Here is a 12,969-nt window from a genome sequence, read left to right on the forward strand (position 1 = left end):
TTGCAGAGCGGGTCTTGAACCCGAGATGAGATTACTGAATTTATAACGGAGAAGAGCGAATGTCCGTTTCGCGTCCAGACAACGTGTTTCATCGAATGGTTGCGTCCATTTCCATCGTCGGTTTATTGTCCTCAACCTTACTGGCGCAGACGGGAACGGCGCCGCTTCCGGACGGTCCTCAACCGAGCGCGCAAGCGTCAACTCAAACTGCGCAGCAGAATGCCGTCCCTCAGCCAAACGCTCAGGCACAATACACGGCGCCTCTGAACGAGTACACGAAGCCTTTTTCAATCCTCAGCGTATGGAAGCCGTATACGCCACATACTCTTCCTCAGCCTGTTATGAAGAACAGCGACCGTCTGCACGATCTGATTAAAGACGGCAAGCTGATGCTGTCCTTGAATGACGCCGTGGCGCTGGCGCTTGAAAATAACTTCGACATCGCGATCGCGCGCTATAACCTCGACATCGCCGACATGGATCTGCTCCGCACGAAGGCGGGCGGAACGGTTCGCGGTATTTCGAGCGGATTGCTGACCGGAACCCCGGGCGGTAACGCAACCAGCACGAGCACGGCCGGATCAACTGGCAGCGGCTCGGGCGGCACCAGCACGGGTACGGGCGGTGCGGCTTCCGGTACGGGTGGCGTGGTGCAATCAACTCAGAATTCCGTTGGCTCGGCCATCGACTCCTATGATCCGGTTCTCACCGGGACGGTCGCAACGGATCGAACGCTGACTCCAGTCTCCAATCCGGCACTGTACGGCATCAACAGCTACCAGCAGAACACAAACACTTACAACTTCAACTACGCACAGGGATGGGCTACCGGCACCCTAGCTCAGGTCAGCTACTCAAATCAGCGAGTGATCAACAATATTCCCTCGAACAGCCTGTTTGCGCCAACGTTCAACCCTGAACTGACTGCTTCCTGGAGAGGTACGGTCCGCCAGCATTTGCTGCAGGGCTGGGGCATCGACAATAACCGCCGTCAGATCATCATTGCCCAGAACGATCGCAAAGTGACCGACGCGGCATTCCGTCTGCAGGTCATTACTACCGTTGCGCAGATCCAGAACATCTACTGGGATTTGGTCAACGCCTACGAAGACGTGAAGGTAAAGCAGACGGCCCTGGAGTTTGCACAGCGCACGTTGACCGACAACAAGAAGCAAGTCGAAATCGGTACCCTGGCTCCAATCGAGGTGGTTTCGGCTCAGTCTTCGGTGGCGACCGCGCAGCAGAACCTGATCGTGTCGCAAACCAACCTGCAGTACCAGCAGCTAATCACCAAGAACGCGATTGCTCGTAATTTCAGCGATCCGCTGTTGACCTCCGCAACGGTGATTCCGACTGACACGATGGTTCTAAGCGATGAGCCGGTTCCTCCAGCCGAAGAACTTGTGTCGTATGCAATGGCAAATCGTCCGGAACTGCTTGAAAGCGAGCTGAACCTTCGCAATGGCGAAATCAACAACCGCGCAGCGAAGAACGCTCTGCTGCCGACGTTGGACTTGGTGGGCTATTACGGTTCTTCGGGACTCAACAACAACTATGGGGACGTATTCTCAAGCTTGGTGAACCGTAGCCGTCCAGACAAGGGTGCATATATCTCTCTAACCGTGCCCTTGCGCAATCGTGCAGCCCAGTCTGACCAGATTCGTTCGCAGTTGGAATACCGCCAGAACCAGTTGAACTACCAGCAGCAGAGGAACCAGATCAACCTGCAGGTTCGCAACGCGGCGTTTGCGCTGCAACAGGCTCGGGCAGGTGTAGAGGCAGCTCGCGCTGCTCGCGACTATGCACAGCAGAATCTGGAAGCCGAGCAGAAGAAGTATGCACTGGGAGCTTCGACCAGCTATGCGGTCTTGAACCTGCAGAGCGCGGCCACCCAGGCGGCTTCCAACTACGTGGCGGCACTATCTACTTATGAGAAAGCCCGCGTGGCGCTGGACCAGGTAACGGCGCAGACGCTGGATCGCAACGGCATTTCAATGGAGGATGCGGCTGCGGGACGTGTTGCACATATGCCCTCGGTTCCGGGACTTCAGCCGAACCTGACCCCCGCCACGGTGAATCCACAGCCGGTCGCAAAATAATTGCTAACCTTTTTCAGGAGGTCGCGTCTATCACGTGTAACCTCCTGATGAAGACTTCAGGGCCGGAATGGTTCATCGAACCTACCGGCCTTAACTTTTTGGTCCGGCAATCCTGTTTTGCTACGATGGGGCCATGCCAGAACAGAATTCAGCTTCTCTCGCCGAGCGTGGGGGGGGTGAGAAGTCACGCAATTCCCTATCTATAGCTATCGTGGCTTGCAACGAAGCCGCCAACATCGGACGCACCCTGGAAAGCGTGAAGTGGGCTGACGAGATTGTTGTGGTTGACTCTGGCTCCACCGACGAGACGATTGCGATTGCCCAATCCTACGGTGCACGAGTAGTTTCCGAGCCGTGGAAGGGCTACGGTGGGCAGATGAATTCAGCGCTCGATCACTGCCGCAGCGGCTGGGTGTTCTCGCTGGATGCCGACGAAGTCATGACCCCGGAACTGTCTGATGAAATTCGAACGCTTCTGGCTGGCAAACCAAAGTACGACGCGTATTGGACGCCTCGCCTGAATCTGATCTTTGGGCGATGGATGCGACATGGCGGATTCTATCCCGACCACAAGTTGAGACTATTCCGCAAGGGCGCCGCTCGGTTAGAGGAAAACACTGAGCCGCATACCACACCAAAGACGACGGTTCCGACCGGCAAGTTGAAACAAGATCTGCTGCATTACCAGTATCCGACCGTGGCGCTCTACATCGAGCACATGGACCGCTACAGCACGCAGAGTGTGCCCTTGGTTCTGCGGAAGGGACGGACAAGTCGCTCGCTTCCAGCGTTCCTTTTCAACATCGTCGTAAATCCCACTGCCATGTTCATAAAGAACTATTTCTTCCGTCTGGGATTCCTCGACGGACGCGAGGGGCTTATGGTGAACCTCTACCACTCGGCCTATATCAGCTGGAAATACGCCAAGGCGTGGGAAAAGAGTCGCGACCTGACGGCCTGATGGCCACTTGACGACAGTTCGGTTCCGGTGCCTCCCCAAGTTGTTCTCCTGAAAGCAGATTTCGCTTGAGCGCAAGTTCCTTGCCCGCATCCCGCCCTGGATGAGACGGGTATGCTGCTCCGTGCATCTGAAGCAGGGGGAGGGTGAAGATGGCGGAGAGAAAACTTGCCACCGTGATTCCGGTGAACGTAGCCCAGGACGGACGACAGCCAACTGAAGCCGAGCGCCGATGGGCTAAGACCACTTTGGCCAGGGCCTTGGAACGTCAACCGGAGAAACCGATTGGCGCACCGACTGGAATCAACCTCAACGAGGATGGGACCGCCCGCTTCACTACTGTTTCAGGTCAGCCCATACGGCGCCTGTACACCAGCGCCGATCTGCCCGAAGACTGGTCCGAAGAAAAGTATTTAGGGTATCCGGGGGAAGCTCCGTACACCCGGGGCATCCACGCCACTGGCTACCGCGGGAAACTGTGGACGATGCGGCAGTTCTCAGGCTTCGCCTCGCCGGAGGAGACAAACCAGCGGTACAAATACCTGCTCCAACATGGCGGCCACGGGCTGTCAGTCGCGTTCGACTTGCCTACCCTTATGGGATACGACAGCGATCACCACTTCAGCGAAGGCGAGGTGGGTAAGTGCGGCGTCGCGATTGACTCGCTCGAAGACATGGAAATTCTGTTCGACGGCATCGATCTGGAAAAGACCACGGTCTCGATGACGATCAACTCTCCGGCAAGCGCGCTGTGGGCGATGTACCTGGTCGTGGCGGAAAAGCAGGGTGCCGATTGGAAGAAGATTTCCGGCACGCTGCAAAACGACATTCTGAAGGAATACATCGCGCAAAAAGAGTACATCTATCCACCCGCACCCTCCATGCGGCTCGTTATCGATACCTTTGAGTTCGGCTCTTTCTACACTCCGCGCTTCAACACAATTTCCATCTCGGGATATCACATTCGCGAAGCAGGCGCGACGGCGCTGCAGGAGTTGGCGTTCACCATCTATGACGGCGTGGAATATGTCGAATGGGCGCTTCGGCGAGGGCTCAACGTGGACGAATTCGGGCCGCGGCTCAGCTTCTTCTTCAACTCGCACAATGATTTCTTCGAGGAGATCGCAAAGTTCCGCGCAGCCCGCAAGATTTGGTATCGCCTGATGAAGGACCGCTTTGGTGCGAAGAACGAGCGCACCTGGCTGATGCGGTTCCATACGCAAACGGCAGGCGTTTCCTTAACGGCGCAACAGCCGCTGAACAACATTGCGCGGGTGGCAATTCAGGGTTTGGCCGCGGTGCTGGGCGGCACTCAAAGCCTGCACACAGACAGCTACGACGAAGCGCTCGCTCTGCCTACCGAGGAGTCGGCGCGCACCGCTCTGCGCACTCAGCAGGTAATTGCCTATGAGAGCGGCGTGGCTAACACCATCGATCCCCTCGCGGGTTCGTATTTCGTCGAGCGCCTCACACTGGATATGGAGAACGGCGCATTCGAGTATTTCGACAAGTTGGACTCGATGGGCGGAATGGTTAGGGCGATTGAGCACGGCTATCCGCAGAAGGAGATTGCCGAATCAAGCTACCAATTTCAACGCGCGGCTGAGGCCAAAGAGAAAGTCATGGTAGGCGCGAATGAGTTCATCATCGAGGAGCCATCGCCAAAAATCCTCTATATCGACGAGCAAGTCGGCGCGCGTCAGCGGGCGAAACTGCGTGCCTTGCGCGAGCGGCGTGATAACGAAGCAGTTCAGCGGGCACTCGATGCGCTGAAACGTGCAGCAGCCACGGTTCCCAAAGCGGGAAGCGATGGAAAAATCTCTGAGGCAAACACGATGCCGTACATCCTCGACGCCGTCCGAGCGTACGCTACGGTGGGAGAGATTTGCGCAGCGCTGCGCGAGGTGTACGGAACGTATGAAGAGTCAGCCTTCGCCTAATACGTCATCAAAACCAAGCGCCGGATCCATCATTCGCGAGCGCTACAGCAAGCGGACTACCGCGCCACAACCGCTGGTGCTCATCACGGGCGTGGTTTGGTGCATTGTGCTCGTCTGCGTAAACGTCGGCACGCGACCGAAGTGGGCCTGGGCAATGGTGGTGTGCGCTTCGATCTTGACGCTGTACGTTGCTGTGAGGCTTTGGATCTATGTGGCGGCAAGGCGACGTTAAGTCGCGCTGAAATGTGTTGCACTACATTCAAAGCGTCCGGCGATCGCCGGGCGTTTTGCTTTAATCTTCTGGAACAATTGCATCGGAAGGAGATGTGATGGCGGAAAACAAGAGTGCAGTCGAACCCTGGATGCGAGGAACTCATCAGGATGTTCCGGCGGTGCTGCGCGCAGTAATCCATGCGCTTGAACTAGCGCGCGAGGACGTACAGAAATGGTGCAGTCATCTCACGGACGAAGAATGGAACCTGCGCCCGCATGGGCTCGCTCCCGTCGCATTTCAGTTGCGGCACATGGCACGCAGCATCGACCGCTTACTGACTTACGCCGAGGGGAAGCAACTTTCCGAAGAGCAACTTCAAATGCTGAAAAGCGAAATGGACCAGCGCGCCATTGGTAGCGCAGTCCTGAGTGAGTTCGAGTCAGCTCTCAAGTCGGCGGAAAGCCGGATTCGGGCCTTTGCTACGGCCGATCTGGAAGGCAAACGAGCGTTGGGGAGAAAAGCGCTACCTACTAGCGTTGGAGGGTTATTGGTGCATGTGGCTGAACATACGTCCAGGCATGTAGGTCAGGCGGTGATCACCGCAAAGCTGGCAGTCGCCTCAAGAGGTGCGTTCTAGGGCAAAACGGGCGTTTTCCTGTGGGTACAATGAATATAATCCTTCCACTGGACAAAAGACCTGCGTTTTGCGATGTCGGAACTGCTTCCTGAGCGGTATCATAGAGGCGAGTAATTTCCTTTTGTATTGGGGACGCTTCGCACTTATATGGCAAACGAAAGCAGAATTCGTGTACTAGTTGCAAAACCCGGTCTCGACGGACACGACCGGGGCGCTAAAGTGATTGCCCGCGCCTTGCGCGACGCCGGCATGGAAGTTATCTACACAGGACTGCGGCAGACGCCGGAGATGGTTGTACAGGCTGCGCTGCAGGAAGACGTGGACGTCATCGGACTGTCCATCCTTTCCGGAGCACACAACGCTATTGTTCCGCGCGTTACCGAGATGATGAAGGAACAGAAGATGGACGACGTCCTGCTTCTCGTGGGCGGAATCATCCCGGATCAGGATGTCGCTGGCTTGAAAGCAGCCGGAGTGAAGGGTGTATTCCAGCCGGGAACCCCGATGGAAGAAATCGTCACCTTCATTCGCGAGAACGCAAAGCCTCGCGAAGTGCCTGCATAGTTAAGCCGTAATTCCAGGTGGTATTCGACCGCACAAAAGTGTATCCGGCAGTTCCGTGAGCTCTACGGACCTGCCGGACACGGTTGTGGGAAGTGGGCATCTGTCAGGTCGTTCTCCTTCGATGCTCCCAAGACCGAGAAACGATAAAAACCGGTCGCCATCCCGTTATCTGAAAGCTTAGAGCGTTTTCCTTCCCGAAAGTTTGCTTAAAAATCGAGAGCGCGGCAGAGGTATGCCTCGCGCAGACCCTGTGCTAGGCAAAGTGTCCTCACAATGCAACTCACACCATAATCAGCCATCGCAGATACCGAATCGGGATAGTTCACGAGAAGGCCTGTCATGGCCACCTATCTATTCACATGCTGATTAATTGTTGATATCGTTTCGTTGCAACACCATGAACCGACTTTGGAAAGTAATCAAGCATCCCCTTGATCCAGAACGATTTCACCAACTTCTCACCCAAAAGCAGTGGTTTGTCATCTTCAACGCCCTATCGATCATATGGGCCATAAGCACGGGGCGGCTTCGGTGGTCAGTGGAGTCAATTTTTGTAATGGCTTTCGCGCTGACTCTGATGAACGGGATTGCGTACATATCAGGCAGGAACTTTCACAACTGGAAATGAGTTCTGATCAATTCCGCAACCGTGTTCGGCCTCGCCTGACGAGGAGCAAGGCGTATGCAGCGGTGCATTTCATGGATTGTCATCGCAGTTTGTGGCGTAGCGTACGGACAGAAGGCGAATGTTGACGCCAACCAGAGGATCCGACGTGCTCTACGCACCTTCAATAAGGCGCAAGTTCTGTATCAGCGTTATGGCGAAGGTTTCGCGTGTCGGCTAGAGCAACTCGGGCCACCACGGAAGGGCGAAAAGCTTTCCGCCCAGGCCGCGGGGTTGATTGACGAGGAACTCGCATCCGGCAAGTTCGCTGGCTATAACATCCGATTGAACTGCACGCCTGACGACTATCAGGTCACAGCTGCTCCTGCGTCTGATCCCGCGGGAGCCGTGTGGTGCGTTGATAAGAGTACAGTCTTGAGAACTGCGGATACGAGCGATGCGTGCATCGCTGAAGGTAGGGTTCCGCCACCGCCGAAGCGGGCGACACAAGATCAGTTCTCAAAGACGGCTCCCAGCGTGGCTCGGGAGACTCAGGCCCGTGGGTACTGGGTCGATCCGTCCAATGGGCTTATGTGGGCCGCGAAAGATAGTGGCAAACGCAGGAGCTGGCACAAGGCAATGATGTACTGCCGCAAGCTGCGACTGGCGGGATATTCGGATTGGAGGTTGGCGGCGATCGATGAACTGGAGAGTCTCGTTAACCTGTCGGCTTACGCCACCGAATATGTAGGTAGCTCCGAAGTTTTGCATCGCAATGCCGACCTTCAAGTGAGCGGAGGCCTTCTGCTTTCCGAAGGGCGCCAATGGAGCAGCACTCCGGTAGTTGAGGCGAATGGGCATGCTTCAGGCACCCACTTCTGGTCCTTCTGGTTCGATGAAGGGCGCAGGTGGAAAGGCTTCGAGGATCTCTTGGAGGGCGACACTATGAATGCGCTCTGTGTTCGGGATGCCAACGCTCAGCCGGCGAAATGACTCTCCATTGCGGAGTTTCCCAAAATTGGTCCAAACGGACCTATCGTCTGCATTTTCGACCAGATTTTTTCGCGGATACGGGCTGATTTGTCCAACAGAGAACTCCAGCGCACAATCTGCCACCTTGAACTCTAATTCACACACAATTGCTTGTTGATTCCGGCTCGGGTAGGCTGGTGCGTTTGCATCTACCTCTGGTGAGGAGCTGATGACCCAATTCAAGTCCCCCTTTCTCGAAAACCAGTTAACGTCGGCGGTAAAGACCGATGCTCCGCGCTATGTCCGCAATCAGGAAGCGATGAAAGCGCTCGTCGCCTCTCTCCGAGGCGAGGAAGCGAAGTTGCGCGAGGGCGGCGGCCCGAAAGCAATTGATGCCCAGCACAGCAAGGGACGATTGACCGCGCGCGAGAGGATTTCCCTGCTGCTCGACGAAGGTACCGAGCTGTTCGAGATCGGCTTACACGCGGCTCACGGCATGTACGAGGAATGGGGCGGAGCTCCGGCTGCAGGCGTGGTGACCGGATTGGGACGGGTGCATGGGCGATTGTTCATGCTCATTGTGAATGACGCGACAGTGAAAGCTGGCGCGTTCTTCCCGATGACGGCGAAGAAGGTCATTCGCGCACAGAACATCGCCATCGAGAACAGCCTGCCCACAATCTACCTCGTCGATAGCGCAGGCGTCTTTTTGCCTTTGCAGGAAGACGTTTTTCCCGATCAGGACGATTTCGGACGGGTCTTCCGAAACAACGCCGTCATGTCCGCCAAGGGCATTCCGCAGATCACGGCCATCATGGGCATGTGCGTGGCCGGAGGCGCATACCTGCCCGTCATGTGCGACCACATCCTCATGACCGAGGGCAGCGGACTCTTTCTCGCCGGACCGGCGCTGGTGCAAGCTGCGATTGGACAGAAGGTGAGCGCCGAAGAATTGGGCGGAGCGAAAATGCATGCAGAAATCAGCGGCACCGTCGATTTCCGAGAACCCACCGATGAAGCCTGCATCGCCCGCGTGCGCTCGCTGGTGGAGAAGATGGGAGCGCGGCCCGAAGCTCCATTTGACCACATTGAGCCCGCCGAGCCTTCGTATGCTGCCGAAGAACTCTACGGAATCGTGGAGACCGATCCTTCGCGCCAGTACGACATGCGTGAGGTGATCGCCCGCATCGTTGACGGCTCGCGTTTTGACGAGTACAAAGCCGGGTACGGTGAGACGCTGCTTTGCGGATACGCCCGTATCGACGGCCATGCAGTGGGCATCGTCGCCAACCAGAAACTGCATGCCACGCAGATCGACCACAACGGCAACAAGCGCACCGAATTCGGCGGCGTCATATACACCGAGAGCGCCGAGAAAGCCGCACGTTTCATCATGGATTGCAATCAGGGCCGCATCCCACTCGTGTTTCTGCATGACGTAAACGGCTTCATGGTGGGTCGCGATGCCGAGTGGAGCGGCATCATCCGAGCCGGAGCAAAGATGGTCAATGCCGTGTCGAACTCCGTCGTACCGAAGATCGCTGTCATTATCGGCGGCTCCTTCGGCGCGGGACACTACGCCATGTGCGGCAAGGCCTACGATCCGCGGTTTATGTTTGCATGGCCTACGGCGCGGTATTCGGTGATGAGCGGTGAGAGCGCAGCAGGCACGCTGGTTGAGATTAAGCTGAAGCAACTGGAGCGTGAAGGCAAGCCGGCAGACGAAGCCGCGCGCAAGGCGCTCTATGAATCGATTCGCTCAACGTACACCGAGCAGATGAAGCCTCAGTACGGTGCAGCACGCCTGTGGATCGACAAGATCATCGATCCCGCCGAAACGCGACAGGCGCTCGCATGGGCACTGGCCGCAGCGCGGAGCAATCCGGTCGTCGAGCCGTTCAGCGTGGGGATTCTGCAGACATAAAAATACCCTGCGGCGTGGAATCCTCACCGCAGGGCAGATGATTTAGAACGCGAAGAAATCGATAACGATGTTTGTCTTGCGATTGACCAACACCACATTCGCGCCGATCAGCACGTGGGCGCAGTCGGGAGGCGGAGGTGGAAGTCTACGTTCGAGCTCCGGCGGGCATGGATACATGTTGCGCCGCAGTCCCGGAGGCAGGGTTCCGCGACGCACAAGTTGCCGCTCCAGGCCGGGAGGCAGACGGTCGCGCTTGGCCAGCCCCGGTGGCAGATGGTTGCGATTATAGGCATACCACTCGCGCGCGGCGTGCGATTCACGATCGCCATAGTAACGGTCCCGCTCATAGTCTCTGCGGTCGTCGTCACGTTGTTCCTGCTTCTGGTGCCCGCGTCCATGACCATTCCCACCCTTGTCGGCCAGAGCAGTGCCACTGAACATCAATGAGACCGCAAGTAGTGCGGAAACTCCATATCTTCTAACGTTCACATCGTCTCCTATGTAGGATGTCGCGCATCCGACGATACGGCGTTCAGCAGTATACGTCCAGATGCTCTTAGGACAATGCTCCGGGCGCACAAAAGTCCAATGCCGGCCCGCCCCGCATCCGTTATCCTGTAAAGCTATGACTGAGAACGCAATAAAGATTGTGGAGTGTCCTCGCGACGCCTGGCAGGGGCTCACAAGGCAGATTCCTGCCGACACCAAGGCCGACTATCTTCGCGCACTCGTGGGAGCAGGATTCAAGCACATCGATGCGGTTTCGTTTGTGTCGCCCCGCGCAGTGCCGCAAATGGCCGACAGCGAAGATGTGCTGAAACGGCTGGACCCGCCGGACGATGTCGAGATCATTGGCATCTTGGTGAATGAAAAGGGCGCCGATCGCGCAATCGCAACGAACTCTGTCCGCACACTCGGATTCCCGTATTCCTTGAGCGAAACTTTTCTCAAGAAGAATCAGAATCAAACGGCCGAAGAAAACAGTGATGCGCTCGAATCCGTTTGGCGCAAAGCGGAAGAAAACAATCTGAGCATGGTCGTGTACATCTCAATGGCGTTCGGAAATCCGTACGGCGACCCGTGGAATGTCGATGAAATTGTGCAAGCGGTAGAGAACGTGGCTGACATGGGAATCCAGACTGTCTCGCTGGCCGACACCGTAGGCCTTGCAACACCGGAGCAGGTGTCAGAAGTTCTTGGGGCCGTGGTTGAACAGTTTGATTACATCGAGGTCGGTGTTCATCTGCACGGAACGAAAGACAATGCTGCGGCGAAGATTCTTGCCGCATACCGCGCAGGATGCAGGCGCTTTGACTCAGCTCTCGGCGGCCTTGGAGGATGTCCTTTCGCGCAAGACGCACTGGTCGGCAATGTTCCTACGGAAGTTGTCCTCAAAACGCTTGCTGATCATGGGGCGGGAGTGCCGGTTCGCAAGCCGTTGGACAACGTGCTGCGCATGAACGAGGACATCGCGCTGCGTTTTGCACGATGAGGGAGCCGGACGAATTCGGATGCAAGCCGGTTCAGCTTACGATACAATCGCGCCCGAATCATGAAGAGAACTCAGAACATCACTCTCGGCCTGCTTGCCGGGATGGCGATGGCTTTTACATCCGGATGCCATCGTCAGGCTGAGCGCCGCGATTGCGTGGACGAGACCGGGCGCATCACCTACGACCAGAACTGCCAGATGGTGGAGCAGCGCCGTCGTTCGGGATACACGGGAGTCCTCCCCTATTACCACTATCTTTACGGCGGCAGCTCAGGCGGACGCATCGGCGATTCAGTGATCAACGGGAATCCGATGCCTGGCATGAGTTCCGGCACAGGACGCTCGGGCGGATTTTTTGGCGGAATCTCGCGTGGTGGATTTGGCAGCATCGGCAGTCACGGGGGAGGTGGGTAATGCAACGACACACAATCGATCCACGTGCTGACTGGAAAGAAAAGGTGGAGAAAGTCGGGCTCGTCTTCCATTCCCTTGACGACAATAGCGGTACGTACTGGGACGAATCCGCATATTACGAGTTCACTTCCGCTGAGGTTGATCGTCTTGAAGCCGCAACAGAAAAGCTTCAGGAAATGTGTCTGGCGGCGGGCCAATACATCATCGACAACAATCGATGGAGCGATCTGAAAATTCCGATCGAAGCCATTCCCGCGATCAAGAAGACGTGGAATGATGAACCGCCTGCGTTGTATGGGCGCTTCGACCTAGCCTACGACGGCAAGCAAATCAAGTTGCTCGAATACAACGCCGACACTCCGACCGCGCTGCTCGAAGCCGCCGTCGTGCAGTGGTATTGGTTACAGGACTGCTTCCCCAACGCCGATCAGTGGAACTCAATTCACGAAAAGCTGATCGCAAAGTGGAAAGACCTCAAGAACTACGTCACCGAGCCAGTCTCCTTCGGATACGTTGAAACCGTTGAGGATGAGTTCACGGTGGGCTATCTGCGCGACACAGCCGAGCAGGCTGGAATCAAGACGCAGGCAATTCGCATGCTCGACATTGGTTTCGATGTAAACACATTTGCATTTGTCGATGCTGAGAACAAGCCGATTAAGACTATCTTCAAGCTGTACCCGTGGGAGTGGATGCTGAAGGAGCAGTTTGGCGCCCGGGCACTCGACTTCATACATAAGGTGCAGTGGATCGAGCCCATCTGGAAGATGATGTTCAGCAATAAGGGGCTACTGGCGATCCTCTGGGAGATGTATCCGAACAACGAATTGCTGCTGCCCGCGTATTTTGACGGCGCGCATGGAATGAAAGACTTCGTTCGCAAGCCGCTCCTTGGGCGCGAGGGTGCCAACGTACAGGTGATGCGCAGCGGCGATAAGGAGCAGACGTACGGCCCTTATGGCGAGGAAGGATTCCTGTACCAGGCGATTGCGCCAATTCCCTGCCTCGATGGCAAATATCCCATCCTCGGCTCGTGGATGATCGCCGATCAGGGTGCCGCAGGCATGGGCATTCGCGAGAGCGACACGATCATCACCAACAACCGCAGCCGCTTTGTGCCACATCTGTTCAGGTAAGCGAACTTGCCCGGC

At 56.5% G+C, this 12,969-nt stretch carries 12 protein-coding genes; 11 read left to right on the forward strand and 1 reads right to left on the reverse strand.

Annotation, left to right across the window (positions count from 1 at the left end; translation table 11 throughout):
• Positions 1 to 59: 59 nt before the first annotated feature.
• The 8 genes from AC6IZD_RS11780 to AC6IZD_RS11815 all read left to right on the forward strand — a co-directional run bounded on the left by AC6IZD_RS11780 (position 60) and on the right by AC6IZD_RS11815 (position 9,912).
• Positions 60 to 2,099 (forward strand): TolC family protein, encoded by a 2,040-nt coding sequence (locus AC6IZD_RS11780; protein ID WP_497783509.1) that lies wholly within the window; start codon positions 60 to 62, stop codon positions 2,097 to 2,099.
• A 133-nt stretch (positions 2,100 to 2,232) separates the two neighbouring features.
• Complete coding sequence (locus tag AC6IZD_RS11785) at positions 2,233 to 3,060, forward strand: glycosyltransferase family 2 protein (protein WP_497783510.1); 828 nt, start codon at positions 2,233 to 2,235, stop codon at positions 3,058 to 3,060.
• 149 nt (positions 3,061 to 3,209) lie between these two features.
• Entirely contained in the window at positions 3,210 to 4,997 is a 1,788-nt protein-coding gene (locus tag AC6IZD_RS11790; RefSeq protein WP_497783511.1) for a methylmalonyl-CoA mutase family protein, read from the forward strand.
• Positions 4,975 to 5,229 (forward strand): hypothetical protein, encoded by a 255-nt coding sequence (locus AC6IZD_RS11795; RefSeq protein WP_497783512.1) that lies wholly within the window; start codon positions 4,975 to 4,977, stop codon positions 5,227 to 5,229. Before AC6IZD_RS11790 ends, AC6IZD_RS11795 begins: the two co-directional genes overlap by 23 nt.
• A gap of 97 nt (positions 5,230 to 5,326) precedes the next feature.
• Positions 5,327 to 5,848 carry a DinB family protein gene (locus AC6IZD_RS11800; protein WP_497783513.1) on the forward strand — a complete coding sequence of 174 codons (522 nt, stop codon included), beginning with the start codon at positions 5,327 to 5,329 and terminating at the stop codon, positions 5,846 to 5,848.
• A gap of 147 nt (positions 5,849 to 5,995) precedes the next feature.
• A complete protein-coding gene (locus tag AC6IZD_RS11805; RefSeq protein WP_497783514.1) occupies positions 5,996 to 6,412 on the forward strand; it encodes a cobalamin B12-binding domain-containing protein in 417 nt (138 codons plus the stop codon).
• Positions 6,413 to 7,094: 682 nt separating this feature from the next.
• On the forward strand, positions 7,095 to 8,009 hold the full coding sequence (locus AC6IZD_RS11810; RefSeq protein WP_497783515.1) for an Lcl domain-containing protein: 915 nt from the start codon (positions 7,095 to 7,097) through the stop codon (positions 8,007 to 8,009).
• A 208-nt stretch (positions 8,010 to 8,217) separates the two neighbouring features.
• On the forward strand, positions 8,218 to 9,912 hold the full coding sequence (locus AC6IZD_RS11815; protein ID WP_497783516.1) for an acyl-CoA carboxylase subunit beta: 1,695 nt from the start codon (positions 8,218 to 8,220) through the stop codon (positions 9,910 to 9,912).
• 42 nt (positions 9,913 to 9,954) lie between these two features.
• Here the strand turns inward: AC6IZD_RS11815 and AC6IZD_RS11820 are convergent, their stop codons facing one another.
• Positions 9,955 to 10,401, reverse strand: a complete 447-nt coding sequence (locus AC6IZD_RS11820) for a hypothetical protein (RefSeq protein ID WP_497783517.1) — start codon at positions 10,399 to 10,401, stop codon at positions 9,955 to 9,957.
• Between the two features lie 136 nt (positions 10,402 to 10,537).
• Between AC6IZD_RS11820 and AC6IZD_RS11825 the strand changes: the two genes are divergently transcribed.
• From AC6IZD_RS11825 to AC6IZD_RS11835, 3 genes are read left to right on the forward strand one after another with little or no spacing between them, the layout of a single operon-like run.
• A complete protein-coding gene (locus AC6IZD_RS11825; RefSeq protein WP_497783518.1) occupies positions 10,538 to 11,404 on the forward strand; it encodes a hydroxymethylglutaryl-CoA lyase in 867 nt (288 codons plus the stop codon).
• A 60-nt stretch (positions 11,405 to 11,464) separates the two neighbouring features.
• Positions 11,465 to 11,818, forward strand: a complete 354-nt coding sequence (locus tag AC6IZD_RS11830; RefSeq protein ID WP_497783519.1) for a hypothetical protein — start codon at positions 11,465 to 11,467, stop codon at positions 11,816 to 11,818.
• Positions 11,818 to 12,954 carry a glutathionylspermidine synthase family protein gene (locus tag AC6IZD_RS11835; protein WP_497783520.1) on the forward strand — a complete coding sequence of 379 codons (1,137 nt, stop codon included), beginning with the start codon at positions 11,818 to 11,820 and terminating at the stop codon, positions 12,952 to 12,954. Before AC6IZD_RS11830 ends, AC6IZD_RS11835 begins: the two co-directional genes overlap by 1 nt.
• Positions 12,955 to 12,969 lie beyond the last annotated feature (15 nt).

This window comes from Koromonas humicola (genome assembly GCF_059726255.1).